General features: G+C 61.6%; 15 protein-coding genes and 5 pseudogenes. 14 read left to right on the forward strand and 6 right to left on the reverse strand.

What is annotated here, in order from left to right; genetic code table 11:
* Positions 1-262: 262 nt before the first annotated feature.
* A pseudogene (locus tag G6P99_RS11405) lies at positions 263-1,596 on the reverse strand (IS701 family transposase).
* A gap of 126 nt (positions 1,597-1,722) precedes the next feature.
* Between G6P99_RS11405 and G6P99_RS11410 the strand changes: the two are divergent.
* The 3 genes and pseudogenes from G6P99_RS11410 to G6P99_RS11420 form a co-directional block, all read left to right on the forward strand.
* Positions 1,723-2,002: pseudogene (locus tag G6P99_RS11410) on the forward strand (MFS transporter); the annotation flags it as partial.
* Positions 2,003-2,181: 179 nt separating this feature from the next.
* On the forward strand, positions 2,182-2,850 hold the full coding sequence (locus G6P99_RS11415; protein ID WP_165128183.1) for a hypothetical protein: 669 nt from the start codon (positions 2,182-2,184) through the stop codon (positions 2,848-2,850).
* Between the two features lie 390 nt (positions 2,851-3,240).
* Positions 3,241-3,507 (forward strand): hypothetical protein, encoded by a 267-nt coding sequence (locus tag G6P99_RS11420; protein WP_063619006.1) that lies wholly within the window; start codon positions 3,241-3,243, stop codon positions 3,505-3,507.
* Positions 3,508-3,969: 462 nt separating this feature from the next.
* Here G6P99_RS11420 and G6P99_RS11425 read toward each other — a convergent pair.
* Positions 3,970-5,103 (reverse strand): annotated as a pseudogene (locus G6P99_RS11425) (IS3 family transposase).
* Positions 5,104-5,141: 38 nt separating this feature from the next.
* Between G6P99_RS11425 and G6P99_RS11430 the strand changes: the two are divergent.
* The 5 genes and pseudogenes from G6P99_RS11430 to G6P99_RS11445 all read left to right on the forward strand — a co-directional run.
* Positions 5,142-5,309 (forward strand): annotated as a pseudogene (locus tag G6P99_RS11430) (IS6 family transposase); the annotation flags it as partial.
* Between the two features lie 67 nt (positions 5,310-5,376).
* Positions 5,377-5,769: an SDR family oxidoreductase gene (locus G6P99_RS11435; RefSeq protein ID WP_029085075.1), complete on the forward strand. Its 393-nt coding sequence runs from the start codon at positions 5,377-5,379 to the stop codon at positions 5,767-5,769.
* A 53-nt stretch (positions 5,770-5,822) separates the two neighbouring features.
* A complete protein-coding gene (locus G6P99_RS11440) occupies positions 5,823-6,149 on the forward strand; it encodes an SDR family oxidoreductase (protein ID WP_305852416.1) in 327 nt (108 codons plus the stop codon).
* Positions 6,106-6,498, forward strand: coding sequence for an SDR family oxidoreductase (locus G6P99_RS47565; RefSeq protein ID WP_156929098.1), 393 nt, complete (start codon positions 6,106-6,108; stop codon positions 6,496-6,498). The genes G6P99_RS11440 and G6P99_RS47565 overlap by 44 nt, the downstream gene beginning before the upstream one ends.
* Positions 6,499-6,932: 434 nt before the next feature.
* Positions 6,933-7,655 (forward strand): 4'-phosphopantetheinyl transferase family protein, encoded by a 723-nt coding sequence (locus G6P99_RS11445; protein ID WP_035978412.1) that lies wholly within the window; start codon positions 6,933-6,935, stop codon positions 7,653-7,655.
* 91 nt (positions 7,656-7,746) lie between these two features.
* On the opposite strand, the gene G6P99_RS11450 is transcribed toward G6P99_RS11445, so the two are convergent.
* The 4 genes and pseudogenes from G6P99_RS11450 to G6P99_RS11465 form a co-directional block, all read right to left on the reverse strand.
* The gene (locus tag G6P99_RS11450; RefSeq protein WP_084518833.1) at positions 7,747-7,926 is read right to left on the reverse strand and encodes a hypothetical protein; all 180 of its coding nucleotides are present in this window, start codon (positions 7,924-7,926) and stop codon (positions 7,747-7,749) included.
* A 231-nt stretch (positions 7,927-8,157) separates the two neighbouring features.
* Positions 8,158-8,503: pseudogene (locus G6P99_RS11455) on the reverse strand (transposase); the annotation flags it as partial.
* 62 nt (positions 8,504-8,565) lie between these two features.
* Complete coding sequence (locus G6P99_RS11460) at positions 8,566-8,790, reverse strand: UPF0149 family protein (protein WP_029084244.1); 225 nt, start codon at positions 8,788-8,790, stop codon at positions 8,566-8,568.
* Between the two features lie 162 nt (positions 8,791-8,952).
* Positions 8,953-9,180: a hypothetical protein gene (locus tag G6P99_RS11465; RefSeq protein ID WP_156928931.1), complete on the reverse strand. Its 228-nt coding sequence runs from the start codon at positions 9,178-9,180 to the stop codon at positions 8,953-8,955.
* Between the two features lie 761 nt (positions 9,181-9,941).
* On the opposite strand from G6P99_RS11465, the gene G6P99_RS11470 reads away from it, so the two are divergent.
* The 6 genes from G6P99_RS11470 (at position 9,942) to G6P99_RS11495 (ending at position 16,461) form a co-directional block, all read left to right on the forward strand.
* The gene (locus G6P99_RS11470) at positions 9,942-10,391 is read left to right on the forward strand and encodes a hypothetical protein (protein WP_165123025.1); all 450 of its coding nucleotides are present in this window, start codon (positions 9,942-9,944) and stop codon (positions 10,389-10,391) included.
* Between the two features lie 270 nt (positions 10,392-10,661).
* Positions 10,662-10,934, forward strand: a complete 273-nt coding sequence (locus G6P99_RS11475) for an acyl carrier protein (RefSeq protein WP_029084247.1) — start codon at positions 10,662-10,664, stop codon at positions 10,932-10,934.
* 91 nt (positions 10,935-11,025) lie between these two features.
* The gene (locus G6P99_RS11480) at positions 11,026-12,495 is read left to right on the forward strand and encodes a class I adenylate-forming enzyme family protein (RefSeq protein WP_029084248.1); all 1,470 of its coding nucleotides are present in this window, start codon (positions 11,026-11,028) and stop codon (positions 12,493-12,495) included.
* Entirely contained in the window at positions 12,495-13,526 is a 1,032-nt protein-coding gene (locus G6P99_RS11485) for a hypothetical protein (protein WP_029084249.1), read from the forward strand. Before G6P99_RS11480 ends, G6P99_RS11485 begins: the two co-directional genes overlap by 1 nt.
* Positions 13,527-13,528: 2 nt before the next feature.
* Positions 13,529-15,307, forward strand: coding sequence for an asparagine synthase (glutamine-hydrolyzing) (asnB, locus tag G6P99_RS11490; RefSeq protein ID WP_165128187.1), 1,779 nt, complete (start codon positions 13,529-13,531; stop codon positions 15,305-15,307).
* Positions 15,304-16,461, forward strand: a complete 1,158-nt coding sequence (locus G6P99_RS11495; RefSeq protein WP_029084251.1) for an acyl-CoA dehydrogenase family protein — start codon at positions 15,304-15,306, stop codon at positions 16,459-16,461. The genes asnB and G6P99_RS11495 overlap by 4 nt, the downstream gene beginning before the upstream one ends.
* Positions 16,462-16,471: the final 10 nt, after the last annotated feature.

The following is a 16,471-nucleotide window of genomic DNA, read 5'->3' on the forward strand; positions in this document are numbered from 1 at the left end:
CAAAGCAGAGGAACTGCAGGCTGTTGGCAAGTAGTGCAGCAAAAACCGAGCCAATCACCTGACGGTTCCGCGCAGGCGCAGTGAACTTGACGCACGGCGCAAGGGGCACGCACGATGGATGCTTTCTGTCTGAAAGCAAGCCAACACTTGTTCGGCGCCCGCCAACGATGTCGCGAGCTCGACATTGCATACGAAGTACGACAACTCGCCGCACGTATGCGCGAGATGAGCAAGGCTCCTAGCACTACTTTGGCAGATTTATTCACGCCGTTGCTTTTCGCCGATTTGTCTTCTGCAGTACGGGCATCGCTGAGGTCGTGGTCGAACGATGAGTTCGACGATGGCTTGGCGCACGGCCGGCAGGCTCGGTTGAGGCGGAGGACCGCTGATTCTTTTTTTCCCCCGCTTGTGCGAGACGGCGATACTGGAGGAATGCGTAAGCGATCATGGTCATAAGAGCATGACGATGGAGGCCTTGCCAGGACCGTCCCTCGAAGTGATCGAGCCCCAGTTCCTCTTTCAACTGCTGATGGGCCTGTTCGCAAATCCATCGGGCTTTGATCGTGGCAGCTAAAGAGCGCAGGTCCGTTTTGGTCGGCAGATTGGCGAGATAATACTTCTTCTCTCCCGACGCCCTGTGTTCACCGATGAGCCAGGCTTCGTCCCCCGGAAGATGCTGCTGGCCCATGTCCTTGATCCGCTGCGGAGGTCCATCCGCGGTCCGCACGCGAACCGCGGCGAAGCGAGCTTCCAACCGGCCCTTGGTCCCGTTTCGCCAACTCACATTTTGCCACTTGGCATTGGCCAGCATGTCTTCGGCCTCCGTCGACAATACATCGGGAATGTGCCGCTTGCGGGGACGACCTCGACCGGCGACCGGCCAGATCAGTTTAACCCGGACCGGATAAACCTTCTGGTGACGAGGGATACCGACGGCCCAGGCCAGGCCGCGTGTCGTGAGCCCCTGACGGAACGGCGCGCTGAGACCGTATCCAGCATCTGCCAGCACACAGCCGAAGCGAACACTGGCTGCGATCACGCGATCAATCTCCGCCAACGCGATCTCTGGCTTGGTTCGCGCTACGCGATGCTCGACTGGAACACCGGCGCGCTTCAAACGCACCGGATTACTCGTCCAACTCTCGGGAACGAAGAGACGTAATGCCACCATGACCGGCACTTCACCCCGCGCAAGCGTCACGACACCAATGCTTGGCAATTGGCCATCTTGCCGAGAGACGAGGCATATTGCGGAGCGACACCAACCGAACGATCGCCCTTCTTCGGCATCGCGGTGTCGTCGATGACCAGCACCGCATCTTTGCCGCCGACCAGGCGATCGGCCTGAACCAGCAATTCCGACTCCAATGGCGTCGCATCCCAGACGCCATCAGCGATGAAGTGGTGCAACTGGTCATAGTCACCCGGTGCCAGACGCGCCGCCATCGGCTGGATGCTCTTGCGATCGCCTGGTCCAATCAGTCCCGAGATATAAAGGGGACACATCCTTCGCCGAGCCCTGTGACCCAAGCGATCCGGGAATGGCTTGAGCCAGCGTCCAAGCTCGTCTTCCCACTTCGGCGTCGTGTTCACCATGGTCGGCCCTCCAAAAGCCGACCGCCCATGAATCATTGAAAATCCGATTCGGGAATCCAGTTTCGCCGATCAATCGCCAAAATCTGCCAAAGTAGTGCTAGTCATGCGGAGCGAAAGAAACGGCGCGGAGCGCTGGTCGGAGAAATACTCTCCGTCGCCATGACAAGCGAGGCGCTGGACGCGTACGGATGGCGGATCGCGTTTCTGCTCGGTGCCGGTACGCTGCCGTTCGGATTTTGGTTGCGCAGTGTCCTGCCCGAAACGTCCTGCAAGTTGCCGCCTCTCGCCTTTGCGAGCACGGTCGTCAGCAATGCAGTAGGAATTGCTGCTGCACCCTTGGGCGGTGGGCTCGGAGATCGAGCCGGACGCCGGCCCAATGATATGGCCACAGATCGCCGCGCTGCTGCGGCATCTTACCATCCGGACCGCGGCCTCGTGACGCGCACAACCGACGTGACCGCAGAGGTTGCCCTGGCCATGCCGAGTCCTTCCGGTGCCTATGACTTCGCCGGATGGGCTTTGGCAGCTCCATGCTGGACGTGATCGGAAAATGCTCTAGTTGGTGCACGCTGTGGAGATCATGCCATGACCCGTGAAGGGGCGTTGAAGATCGCCATTGAGGCGCTCACACAATGGTCTCAAGGGAAGGTCGCAACGGCCGTCGTGCTTGCCGCGATCGCGAAGCTCGAAGCGCGTAGGCCGACACCTAGGCGGCCTCCAAAACGGAAGCTCTCTTCCACAACGCGGATGCGCGCGTTAAAGTTACGCCCTAGCAATGTCAGGCCCCTAGGGTCGCGCTGCCATCCTCCGGATATCGAGCAGGAGTACACCGAAGTATTCGAAGAGCGCGAGATCGCTGCATATCACGAGGCGGGGCATGCAGTGATTGCTCGCGCACTAGACATAGAGGTCGCGTGTGTTGCCATCATTCCTTTTATGGGTCGCATTGGGCACGTGTGGCACGAGAAGGCCAGCCCCAAGACTGAAATCTTGATCACGATGGCAGGGCCATTCGCGGAAGCTCGCTTCACCGGCCGGCTGCTTTGTGCTGGCGATGACGAAGCCAACATCACCAGCGCAATGACGCAATTGCCGGAGCCGCGCGAGCACTATGAGGCGAAAGCAAAGACGCTCGTGGCGGAAAGCTGGCGCGCTATCGAAATTGTCGCGGAAGAACTATTGATCGGAGCTGACAGGCTCTACGGCCCGATGCTTGATTTGGCTATTTGCTGCGCTGCCCCCGGCGTCCCCTAGCGATCGATGATCCCGGCGAGGATGGCTTTGGCGCGCACGGAGACGGCCATGTAGTGCTGTGCCGCTTTGATAGACTTGAGCCTTCCCGGGTCATTCTGTGCGATGTTGGGATCAGATAGGAGGCGCTGGAGCCGCGCCTGCGCCACGCCTGCACACGGCGGAGGCATGGCAGGATGGCCGGCCGCGCGACAGTGTCGATCCGCTCAAACTTGCTCGCCACTGCGGCTTTCCTCCAAGTCGCAGTCCAGCGCAGCTCGCGCTACGCATGGAAGAGGGTCCCGTGATCTTGCGGACTGGGCCGCCACGGATTTGCAATCCTGCCATTATTGGGAGGTGGCTGCTAGGGGTGAATGCGTAGAGTAACCGCCTGTCTTGAATATCGGAGGACTGATGGCAGCAGGATGGATGGTTACGATCGGCGTCCCCCAAGACGACGGCAAGCTTCGATATGTAACCTATGCGGTCGCAATCGCCGATGCGGCAGAAGCAGTAAAGGCTTCATTGGCGGCCAGCGCGGGCGAAGCAGCGATCTCGAATTCCGAACTCCGCGAAGCCGACTTGAAGGGCCTTGGCATAAGAGCCGGCGAGCTTGTGACCATATACGATGATCGGATTGATCCGCTGATCTCGCGGACGTGGCGTCCTGATACCGGCTAGGATCGAGCCGCCCCAATCCTCAAGGCACGGCTGACCAGAGCCTTTTCGGGCCGCGTGCGATTGTTTGGCACGCTAGTTGCTGGGCTTGGTTGCTTGGCCCCGATGTCGCGGGACACTAACGTCAAAGTCAGAACTAGCGCGGGCGGTCCGCTCCAACCCGCCCGCGTATCGTGTTGCCAGCGACCCAGCATAGGTTTCTCTCGGCTCAGAGATCGCATGGTCTAAGGTACACATCCGGGGAGAAAGTGCATGACCAAACACCGGAGGCTTTTCAAGCTAACAAAGCCCCTTACTGACCGCCTGTTGGAAGAGGCGGCGCGCTTAAGGAGCCGCGCTGACCAAATGCCGGCATGCGCAAAGCGCGACGCGATATTGCGCAAAGCGCGCGAGTATCAAGTGACCGCTCACCTGGCAGATTGGATTAGATCGTCCGGTGATCTTCCCCCAAATAAGTAGACAGGGTTAAGCTGCTTTTAGCTCCATGTCGATCGGCGCGATATAGCCGATGGCGGAATGGAGACGGGTTCGATTGTAGAAGCCCTCGATGTAGGCGAAGATATCGCGCTGGGCCTCAGCTCTGGTCTTGTATTGACGATGGTGAACGAGCTCGGTCTTCAGGGTATGGAAGAAGCTCTCCATTGGGGCACTGTCGTAGCAGTTGGCTTTGCGGCTCATTGATCCGACGATCCCGGCCGCCGACAAGGCGGCGCGATAGTCGTGCGAGGCGTATTGCACGCCGCGATCGGAGTGATGGATCAATCCAGCCTTCGGCTTCTGCTGCTGGATGTATCGTCAATGCCGACGAGGCGAGGTCGACCTGCATGTGATCGCGCATCGCCCAGCCGACGATCTTGCGGCTGAAGAGGTCGATGATGGCCGCCAGATACAGCCAACCCTCAGCAGTCGGAATGTAGGTGATATCGGCGAGCCAGATCCGGTTCGACGCTGCGGCGGTAAAGTTGCGATCGACGAGGTTCGGCGCGATCGGCAAGCCATGACGGCTGTCGGTGGTCCGAACCCGGCGCGGCGGAGCCATGATGGCGCGGACACCGTGCCGATGCATCAGGCGTTCGATCCGGCCACGGCTGGCGCCACGTCCCCGCATCCGCAGTACGGCGTGGACCCGTGGGCTGCCATAGCGCCCGCCGCTATCCTGGTGGACCTGTCGGATATCAGCCAGAAGCGCGGCATTGGTGGCCGTACGTGTGCTCTCCGGACGCTCGCGCCAGGCATAATAGCCGGCCGGCGAGACCTCGAGCACGGCGCACATCAGCCGCACCGGGTAGGTATCGCGATGGTCCTCGATGAAGCGGAAACTCATGGCCGTGTTCCGGCAAAGATCGCGATCGACTTTTCTAAAAATGTCCCGCTCCATGCGCAGCCGCTCGTTTTCCTCACGCAAACGGGCGATCTCGGCAGCCTGGTCCGCCGGAGCTTCTCAACCCAGCGCCGCAGCACCGAGTCGCGCAAACCGAGTTCCTTGCCAACGGCCGTGATCGACCGGCCACTCGACACCACAAGCTCAGCTGCCTGCCGCTTGTACTCCTCGGTAAACGACCGACGTTGAGTCCTCCATTCGACACCTCCTGGCTCAATAAGCCTACTACAGGTGTCCACTCGTTCGGAGGAGGTTCAATCAGGATGCGAACCCTTTCCACATCCCCTATCCCGGAGAGCCGTCACTGCCGACTTCCGTCGTGCTTCACGCGAACGAGCCTTTGCGACTTGGCGCGAGATCTCCACGACCAGCGCTATCGCAGAATCTCGAACCTTTGAGAATCGCTAGCTCGGCGGTCGATTAAGTTGACGATGCCTCGCCGACATCTGGGCTGAAGTCCTCGGGGTGGACCGTGGGTGGACCGGGTGGGGATGAACGACAGCTTCTTCGACCTCGGAGGACATTCCACCACCCAGCTCATCTATCGGCTGCCTGAGGCGCTGCATGTGGACGTGCCGCTACGCACGCTGTTCGAGAGGCCGACCGTTGCCCGGGTGAGTCACGTGATCGAGACGAAGAAGCGGACCGGCTCGATCGACACGATGCCGCAGGCCGATTTTCGCGCCGAGGCAGTACTCGAGTCTTCCATCAGACGCGCCTTGTCCGTCTCATCCCGGCCGTCGACGTCGCCGCGTGCCATCTTGCTCACTGGCGCCAGCGGATTTCTCGGGGCCTTTCTACTCCGCGAACTCCTTGGCCAGACCGACGCGAAAATCTATTGCTTGGTGCGCGCCGGTGATGGTAGAAGGCCCTCGTCCGGCTGAGCGGCAATCTCACATCCCTCCACATTGCGGAGGGACAGTTCGCAGTGCGGGTGGTGCCTCTGGCCGGGGATACGGCGCGGCCGCTACTGGGCCTCTCCAGTGCCGACTTCGAAATGCTGACGGATACGGTCGATAGCATCTGTCACTGCGGTTCGACGGTAAATTCTATCTGGCCGTATGAGGGGCTCAAGGCCGCCAATGTCCTCGGCATGCAGGAACTCCTCCGGCTTGCCAGCCGCGGGTGCGTGAAGCGGGTGCATCTCGTGTCCACCCTGCACGTATTCTCGTCGCGCGAAGCGGTGGCGGGGCGAGAACTCCGCGAGGAAGATCTCCCGGATGACCCCGAGGGATTGTCACTGGGTTACACACAGAGCAAGTAGGTCGCTGAGCAGTTGGCGATCGAGGCGCGCCGCAGAGGCATTTCGGTTGACATCTTTCGGCCAGGCGCATCTGGGGGACAGCCACAGCGGTGCCTGCCAGAGGCATGATTTCCTGTGGTTACTGCTCAAAGCTTGCATCGAAACGGGGTTCGCGCCGCAGTTCGACGGCCCGGTGAACGTTATTCCCGTCGACTATGCGAGCAAAGCCATCGTCACCTGTCGCTTGGCAGCGTTTGTCCGGACAGACATTCCACTTGCCAACGGCGCGTCTGTCGCTGGATCGAGATCCTCGAGGTGCTCGGTAGCTACGGGTATCAGTTTCAGTTGTCCCTTTCGCAACGTGGTGTGACGCCATTGTCCGTCATGCCGAGGCTGAGCCGACGAGCGCGGCCTTTTTTGGATCGCGCCGTTGCTCGGAGGAATACCCCCAAGGTGCGGATCTTCCGGTCACCATCAGCTGCCAGAATACGTTGACCGGCCTCTTTGGCAGTGATATCTCGTGTCCGTCAATCGATCGAGGTTTGCTCTCAACCTGCGTATCGCATTTCATCGACAATGAATTTCTTCCTCGGGTCAGATCCTTCCATTGAGCCGCCAATACGACAGTTTCTCCTGGCTCGGCATTCGGGCTTGACCGGATTTCCGAAAATGACGTTTTGCTGTTATCGACGTATCTGACCGGTTGCCGGGATTCGCACTTGAACGGCGGGCACCTCCAGACGCCTGCGGCCGGAAGTGCGGCGTGATCGTGGCGGGCCGGTCCCGCTCGCGTCAGGTGAAGTAATGATCTGCACCTCGAGATCGACCGAAGTCGCGGTGTGGTGGATGAGGCTGGGCTCTCCTTCGGCCGCAGCTGTTAAGCAATGGCGTGCTTGTCTGGACCCTTCTGAGCAGGCACAGGCGGACAAGTTCTATGTCCAGGACGATCGATCGACATACGTCGCAGCACATTGGCTGGTTCGTAGCGCGCTTGCATCGGTAGGCAACTTGCCGCCCGCGAACTGGCGTTTCATCGTCGAAGAGCATGGCAAGCCCCAGATCGATCGGGCCCTCGGCCGGTCCGAACTTCGGTTCAATCTGTCGCATACCAGGGGCTTCGTTGCCTGTGCGGTCAGCGTGGGCGTCGACGTCGGGATCGACGTTGAGACGCTCACGCCGAGCCGGGCGAGCCTCGATATCGCCGAACGCTATTTCAGCCCGTCGGAGGTCGCCATTTTGCGCGGCGCACCGCCAGACGAGCAAGCCGAATGCTTCTTCCGTCTCTGGACCCTGAAGGAGGCTTTCATCAAGGCGACCGGCGAGGGATTGAGTCGCCCACTCGACAGTTTTTCCTTCTCGCTGAATCCGGCTTCCATCTCGTTTAGCCAGGGCGAGGCCGATGATGCGACTCAATGGCAGTTCATCGAGCAGCGGCCGAGTCCGCAGCATGTGCTGGCCCTCGCGGTCCGAAAGCCAGCATCTTGTCCGGTGACCCTATCTGTTTGTCAAGTACGCTCACCCGAATGAGCGTAAGCCCGCATGTCCGCCTCCGCCGATGAGGTGGCTCGCCCTACGCTGCGCGTCCGAGGGTTGCTCGGGCGGTCCGAGCCAATCCTCATCACAGGATGAGAGCCCAGCCAACGAGGCCGGCCATTGCCGGGTCCTTGAACAAGAGCGCGTAGCAACCGAGGAAGATGAAAGCGCTGATCAAATGCAGCATCTGATTAATTCTGCTCCGGTGATAGTAACGGTAGTCATCCCACCGCAGGTTTCGCAGCATGTCTGACAAAGGGCTCATGATTAATCCTCGGTCATTTGACGATGTTGAAGCCATAAGCCGAGTCCGTGACAGATGCGTGAATGCATTATGATGTCGCATTGCAGCTTAATGAGGTGGTAAAGCCGAGCGCCAGGCGCACGCGAAAAGTCGGATGTTCGCTTTTCGGCTTGATATTGGTGACCAGGGCAGCCCAGTCGACCACGATCTCCTTTAACCGAATCAGACCCCTTGCAGACGGGGCGGGGCCATACGTTTTTTGAGCAGACGGTTTTCCAGGGTCAGATCGGCTACGGCCTCCTTCAGGGCGGCGGCCTCCCGGCGGAGATCCTTCACCTCGCCGGAGGTCGCAGCTCGCGCCGTATCGCCCGCCAGGAGGCGCTTGCTGGCCTCGAGGAACTCCTTGGACCAGCCGTAATACATCGAGGCGGCAATGCCCTCGCGCCGGCAGAGCTCGGAGATATTCTCCTCGCCCCGCAGTCCTTCCAGCACGGATACGGATCTTCTCTTCCGTCGAATACTGCCGGCGCGTCTGGCGCCGAATGTCCTTTAGCACTTGTTCTGCCGGCGCTTTGCCCAGTCCGGATTTCTGCTCCATCTGCGCTCCTGTTGGCTACGATGAACCAGAAATCCTCCCTCCGCAAAATCCTTCAATTTGTCTCACATGCGCTGACGGCGAACAGTATGGTCGAGATTCTCGAAGACCGGCTGGTCCGTGCTGTCCTCATGCCACACGACTGGAAGCCAATCGCTGGGCGTGATCTGCTCCGGGCAGGCCAGCAAACCGGCGATAAAGCCGTCAGGATCTTCGAGCAGCATCGTTTCCTCGCCGAGGGCGAGCAATTCCTCGTCAAGCTGCTTGGGTCGGCGCGACAGACCGGACATGGGCACTCCAATTCCATGGAAGCACGGCCTTGCCAAAGCCCATTGCCTTCCAACGCCTCGCATGAGACTCGACAGATCGAAATTCCGCCCAGACCAACAAGGGTCGCCTTCTCATGCTTAGCGCAAAAGGCGGCTTTCTGCTGCGCAACGTACGGTCGTTGCTCATAGCGCGATTGTCACATTGGGTGCCGCGCGAACTTCGCTGACGCCTCTGACCCGGCGACTGGAAGCAGAGCTAGCACGCTTGTAGCATTTGCCGATGACGCCCCCCGAGGCGACATCGAACGCGTTAAACAGCGAGGTCGTACCAAAGAAATGGCGAGGGAAATGCGCAATTTGGGATTTTCGCATCACCACCGAACTTTCGGCACTGTTCTTGAAACGGGCCATTCCGCACCTCGTCGAGTTGGTTGAGATCGATCAATGCCCGCTGCGCGAGAGCCTTTAGTGAGCGATGGTAGCGCTGACAGATTGCAACCCGGACTTGCCCCTACCAGGACAAGGAGGCGACAGCATGCTTTGTGTGTGGCACAAATTCTCGCAATCTGCGAGATGCCACAGCACAGGGAGCAAATAATGGCACTGAACGATGTTATTGGCGAACATGACTTTGTATCCAAGGTAGATGTATCAGACTTGGATGTCAGCGCGGCCTTCTATGGAAGAAGCTCGGCTTAGTTCCAGACGAAAAATACAACACGCCACGCTAGAGCAGAAGGTCATTCGCGCAAAGTTCCGCATGCTGGAACTGGCCAAGCAGCTCGGCAACGTCAGCCAAGCCTGCCGGATGATGGGCTATAGCCGCGGCAGCACGGCGACATCGGACGTTGCCACCGCGAAGGTGATCCCGGAAAGGGTGGATGGTGCAGGCGCTGGTCATGACGTATCACAACGAAACGGATGGTCACGGGCGCAGGCATTTTTCGTCCGCAACAACAAAGACCACACACGGATCGACATTCAAAGGCGTGCAAAGCGCGTAGGCAATCTGTTCCGCGAAGGAGTTCGCGGGTGCCTGCGTTATGCTCGTCAGTACGCTCTCCGTTTCTGTCGCTCCGACAAACAACTCCCCTATCTGGCGCCCGACGTTTTGGGGCGGGGCGCTTACGACGCTTGGGTCCGCAACGAGAGCTCACTCAGAGGAGCGCATAATGACCGTCGATCACTTGGCAGCCGCACTTCAGTCAGCAGCGAGGCCGGCTTCGACAACCGACACCAAGGCAGGCGCGGCACCCGCCGATGTCCTGATCGTCGCGACAGTGTTGACGAGCACCGAGGCCATTCACCTCGTCGATCTGAACGGGGCGCAGTACGAGATTGCCGCCGGGGATGTAATCGACATTGAGTATCCGGCGCTCGGTCCGGTGGCCGCGGAGGCGCCTCCTCCCGAGAGCGAGCAGCCGCCTGCGAAAGAACAGGTCGACACCGAGCCGACGGAGGAACGCGCTGACAAGGCGGCGTCGACGCAGGAGCCTCGATTGGCGTTCATCAAGATCAATCCGAATGCGGTTCTCACGCGGCGGATCGAGGTCCCTGCCGTTCTGGTCGCGGCGGCCGGCACCTGGCTCACCGTCGTTCCCAACACGGGTCAGGCGGCCTGAGCGGCCCGGACGTGCACTAAACCTATCCCCTGATTCAACGCGCGCAGGCGGACCGATCTGGTCACGTCTGCTGCTGAGAACGGGATGTCGCCATTGCGCGGCGTCCCGGCCGCAGGTCGAGAGAGATCGGACTGTCCGTGAGCAGAAGTGTCGTGAGCAGAAAAGTCGAGAGTTGACCGTTCGTCGGTAGTGGACGTTTCGTGAGCGAAAGTGTCGAGAGTTGAACTCCCCAGAGTAACCGAGCAAGCGCCAGCGCCCGAGGAAATGCCTATGAGCATTCGCGATTCGATCGTTGTCTGTATCGAAGAAATTTCATCCGAACGCGGATTCGACCATGCCAGCAACCTGTTTGAAAGCGGTGTGCTGACTTCGCTCGACGTGCTGTCGTTGGTGGCGTTTATCGAGGACACGTTCAGTTTGGAAATCACCGGCGACGAGATCGACATGGCTAGTTTCGGCACGGTCGATGGTCTGGTGAACCTGGTCATGACTCTTCAGGCGAACGCCGCTCACGGCGCAGCCGCCGCGCGTTCACATGGGTAGTCATCCCGGAATGATCCCGGTTCATGACATGTTGCGCCGAACTGCGCGCGACTGCCCTGACAGGGAGGCGATAGCCTGGCATAGAGGCCGCATGACCTATACGGCGCTGAACCAGGCGTCGAACCGAATCGCCGCCTTTCTTGCCCGGGCTGGCGTCGAACGCGGCATGCGCGTCGCGATCTATTCAGCGAAATGCGTTGAGGAGGTTGCTGTGATCTTCGCCGTCATGAAGGTCGGCGCGGTCCTGGTCCATGTCAACCCGGCGTTCCGCGACGACAAGCTCGGTCATGTGCTCGCGGAATGCGAACCCGCCGCCTTCTTCTTTCATTCGAGCAAGCGCGTGGCGGTCGAGCGCGCCGCCCGCGTCTCCGCGCTGCCGCCGCTGCTGATCAGGCTCGGCGCGGACGACCCGGTGACGGCCGGCGATCCGGACGCGGTTTGCGTCGCGGCGATCGAGCTCTCAACGATCATGCATGACCTCGTTCCCGACGACCCGACCTTCGCTGGTGTTCCCAGCGCCGCGGACGACCTCGCGGCGATCATCTACACCTCTGGCACCACGGCGTCCGCAAAGGGCATCATGGTCACCCACGGGATCCTGTCGGAGGCGACGCTGGTGTCTGCGCAGCTGCTCGGCAACGTCGCCGACGACCGCCTGATCAGCTTGACGCCGTTCTCGTTCGACGGTGCATTGAGCCAGCTTTTCACCATGACGTCGGTCGGCGGGACGCTGGTTCTGCAGGACTCGTTGTTTCCGAAGGATGTGCTCGCGACGCTCATCGGCGAGCGGATCACCGGCGTTCATGCGGTTCCCTCGTTCTGGCGCATGATGCAAGACCGCTGCCCCGCCTTCGCGGACGCGGCGCTGCCTTGCCTGCGCTACCTGTCGTTGATCGGGGAGAGTTTTCCCGAGGCCGATCTGCTTCGGCTGAAGCGCACGCTGGCGTCGACAGATTTCTACATGATGTACGGCACCACCGAGGCGTTCCGATCGACCTGTCTTGCTCCGGCGGAGTTCTTTATCAAGTTCGGCTCGGCGGGCCGTCCGCTGCCCGGCGTGACCATCAGCATCGTCGACGAGCACGGAAAACCCTGTCCCGCAGGCACCGTCGGGGAGATCGTGCATGCGGGCGCGTTCGTGTCGCCCGGATACTGGAAACTTACGACATCCACGACGTTCCGGGACGGTCGCGTCTACACCGGAGACCTCGGCGCACTTGATGCGGATGGCTATCTTCGCTTCGTCGGCCGCAAAGACACCATGGTCAAGCGGCTCGGTTATCAGCTCTATCCGGAAGACGTCGAGGCGTGCCTGCAAGCGCTCGACGGCGTTGCGGCGGCCGCGGTGACTTGCGGCCCGGACCCGAGCGGCGCGCAGGCGTTGCGCGCCTTCATCGTGTGCCGACGCGGCGCGACACTCGGCGAGACCGCGGTGGCGCAGCACTGCCGCCGGCATTTGCCGTACTACATGGTTCCGGACGACATCGTCTTTGTCGACAACCTGCCGACGACGGGCAACAGCAAGATCGACCGCGGTCGCCTGAGGATGGAGCAGGTGTGATGCGTCGGTGCAACGTATGCGTCCTTCCCGAGACCTTCCCCGGAATCACCATCGACCAAGACGGCGTCTGCTCGCTGTGCAGCGAGTTCTCCGCCGCAGATGCGCCGGGTCCGTCCGCCCGCCTCACCGAGGCGCTGTCGGACATCATCGCGGAGGCCAAGCGACAGAACCATCGCTACGACGCCGTGGTGGCGTTCAGCGGCGGCAAGGATAGCTCCTACCTGCTGCATCTGCTGGCGTCGCAGCTCGGTCTCAGGCTGCTGGCGGTGACGTTCGACAACGGTTTCGTGTCGGCGGCCTGCCTCACCAACATGCGCAACGTGGTCTCCACCCTCGCGATCGACCACATCATCGTGCGGCACCGCCAGGATCATATGAATGCGCTCTTCCTGGAGAGCGCGCTGGCGCGGGTCTATCCGGATCACCTGACCAAGTTCGGCAGCAGCGTCTGCATCTCGTGCATCCGCATCGTCATCACCACGATGCTGCGCGTCGCGATCGAGAAAGGCATCCCGTTGGTGATGCTGGGCAATACACCCGGGCAGGTGCTCGCCTCGGATCAGGAGATGATCTTCAAGGACAACGTCATTCCCCATCCGCTGCGCCGGCAGTTGTTCGCGCGGCTGGCGGAGCGGACCGGGTCATGGGCGTACGATTATCTGATGCTGTCTGCCGACGAGTACAAGACCCGTCCGTTTCCGACGATTGTCAGTCCGCTGCCGATCGTAGGGTACGACGAGCATGAAATCTACCGCGTTCTCGCCGGGCTCGGCTGGTCGAAACCCACCGACGTCGATCCAAGCTCAACGAATTGCCGGCTGAACGCGTTCGGCATCATCCGGCACAAGAACCTGTATCGATTCCATCCCTATGATTACGAGATGAGCCGGCTCGTCAGGCTCGGCATCCTGTCCCGCGAGGCGGCGCTCGACAAACTGAACGATCCGACCGGCACCGTTATCGATCTCGCTTCGGAAATCGAAAGAGATCTGCTGTGCCGCTCCTGCGATAATTGCCGGCCGAGGGCTTAGCGATGTGCGGGATCTGCGGCGTTCTCGACATGCGCGAAGGGCCGGTTTCGCCGGAGGCGCTGGCACGGATGGCGGCGCAGCTCTCGCACCGTGGTCCCGATGACGCCGGCGTCCACATCGACGGCGCCGTCGGCTTCGGCCATCGACGGCTTTCGGTCATCGATCTCGCCGGCGGGCGTCAACCGCTCGGCAACGAGGACGGCACCGTCTGGGTCACCTACAACGGTGAAATCTACAATTACCGCGAATTTCGGCCGTCGCTGCAGCGCAGGGGCCATCGCTTTGCCACCGATTGCGATACCGAGATCATCGTCCACGCCTACGAGGAAGACGGGATCGACTGCGTCGCGCAATTCAACGGCATGTTCGCGCTGGCGCTCTGGGACCGCACCAAGCGGCTGCTCGTGCTGGCGCGCGACCGGCTCGGCATCAAGCCGCTCTACTATGGCGTGTTCGGCAACGTCTTCCTGTTTGCTTCCGAGATCAAGGCGATCCTGGCGCACCCGGCGGCCCGGAGCAAGGTCGATCACGACGGTGTCGCGGACTATCTGCTCTGCACGTCGCTGCTCGACGGCAGAACGATGTTCCGGGGGATCCGCTCGCTGCCGCCCGGCGGGATCCTTGCGCTGCAGGACGGCGAACTGCGGCTTCACATCTATTGGTCGATGCCGCGCGCGGCCGTGCGCCACGCCGGCACCTCGCTTGAGGAAAGCCGGGACGTGGTGCGCGGAATGCTCGACGCGGCCATCGGGGCGCAAGTGGTGAGCGACGTTCCGCTCGGCACGCTTCTGAGCGGCGGCCTTGATTCCAGCCTGGTCTCGGCGCTCGCCGCCGGACATGTCGGCGGGCAGCTCAAGACATTCGCGATGGGCTACGACCACGGCGACACGCTTCGGCACGACGACATTGACGGCCCCTACGCCGAGTTGGTGGCGCGCGCCTATCACACCGACCACACCGAATTTCTGTTTCGGTCGGACGAGTATCGCGACGTCATGAGCCGTGTCACCTGGCACGTCGAGAAGCCGGTCGACCTGACCGCGCCGTCATTGTTCCTGCTCTATCGCGAGGTCAAGCCGAACGTGACCGTGGTGATGTCGGGAGAGGGCGCCGATGAATTGTTCGCCGGCTACCATTTTTTTCTCAATGGCTGCGGCGCGGGCACACCAGCCGAATTCCCGTGGGCGCCCTATCTCGACGAGGTCGCGGCGCTTCTCGATCCCGCCTTCGTGGCGCGAACGCGGTGCCGCGATCGGATCCAGACCACCTTGTCGGCGGAGATGGCCAGCTTCGAGAGCGACGATCCGCTCAACAAGCTGCTGTACCTGTTCCTGAAGTACTATCTGGTCGAGATGCTCGAACGTCTCGACAAGACCAGCATGGCGTGGGGCGTGGAATCGCGGGTGCCGTTCCTGGATCACCGCCTGGTCGAATATGTCCTCGACCTGCCGGCTTCGTACAAGGCGAAGCCGGACAGCAACAAAGTGGTGCTCCGGACGCTCGCTGCCGATCTGCTGCCCGCCGCCGTGGTGATGCGGCGGAAGCGGCCTGTTCCCATCCCGGTCGATCCGAAATCGATCTGGACCGAGCGCAATCGCGCCAACGCGCTGGTGCAGGCACCGGACTCCCGCATCGCCGGCTATTTCGACAGGACGAAGGTCGACGAATTCTTTCGCAAGAAGAACCAGTTCGCAGGCACCGACAACCTCGCGATCTTCAGGACCGCGCACGCCCTGGTCGCGCTCGATGCGTGGCACCGGGCCTTCGGGGTGGCGGCATGAGAAGCGCAGAGTCCGAAATCCTAACGAATGGAAGAGCCTTCGTCCAGCGGGTGGTGGCGCCGGGCGCAGCGACCGCCGACGAGCGCGAAGAGTTTCCGATCGATGTCTTTCGGGCGGTCGGGCGATTCGGCGTGTTCGGCGCGGGCTTTCCGAGCGACTATAACGGCCTCGCGCTCGGCTTCGCCGTCTATGCCGGGCTGATCCGGGAGATCGCGCAGGCCTGCGCCTCGACCGCGATGAGCGCCGTCGCGCACGCCACGCTGGCGGCGCTGCCGATTTTCCTCGGCGGCTCCGAGCGGCTCAAGCGACGGTTGCTCCCGGCTTTGATCGGCGGCGACGCCATCGGTGCCTTCGCCATGACCGAGGCCGGCAGTGGCTCCGACATCGCCGCGACCGCCACCACCGCGACGGACGCCGGCGACCATTATCTTCTCAACGGCGCGAAGGTCTTCATCACCAACGCCAATGTCGCTGACGTGGCCGTGGTGGTGGCCAAGACGTCGCCGGCCGCCGGCATCCTCGGACTGAGCTTGTTCGCGGTCGAGAAAGGGATGCCGGGATTCCGGGCGACGGGGCGGCAGGAGCGAAAGCTCGGCATGCGGGCCTCCGACACCGGAGAACTCGTGTTCACCGAAGTCCGAGTACCCAGGGACAATTTGATCGGACGCCGGAACGGCGGCTTCGCGATCCTGCAACAGACATTGCCGGCGGCCCGGCTCGACATGGCTGCGATCGCAATCGGAATTTCCGAGCGGGCGCGCGATCTGTGCGTTGACCATGCGGTCGGCCGGCGGCAATTCGGCAAGCCGATCGGCCGCTTCCAGCTGGTGCAGCGGATGCTTGCCGACATGGAGACCAGTATCGATGCGGCCAGTCTGCTGCTCGCGCATGGCCTCGAACTACGCGATCGGGGGCTCCCCCTGGCCAAGGCGGCGTCGGAGGCGAAGCTCTTCGCCTCCGAGATGGCGGTCGAGATCACCCGCAACGCGATCCAGATACACGGCGCCTCCGGCTATTCCAGGGATCTGCCGCTGGAGCGCCTGTATCGCGACGCCAAGCTGACCGAGATCGGCGACGGCACATCGGAAATCCAGCGTCTGATCATTGCCGACGAAATGATCAAGGCGCGTTCGCCCCGGATTTCGGGGCGGTGAAGGGAGACGG

This window comes from Bradyrhizobium sp. 6(2017), assembly GCF_011058295.2.
GTDB classification, from domain to species: domain Bacteria; phylum Pseudomonadota; class Alphaproteobacteria; order Rhizobiales; family Xanthobacteraceae; genus Bradyrhizobium; species Bradyrhizobium septentrionale.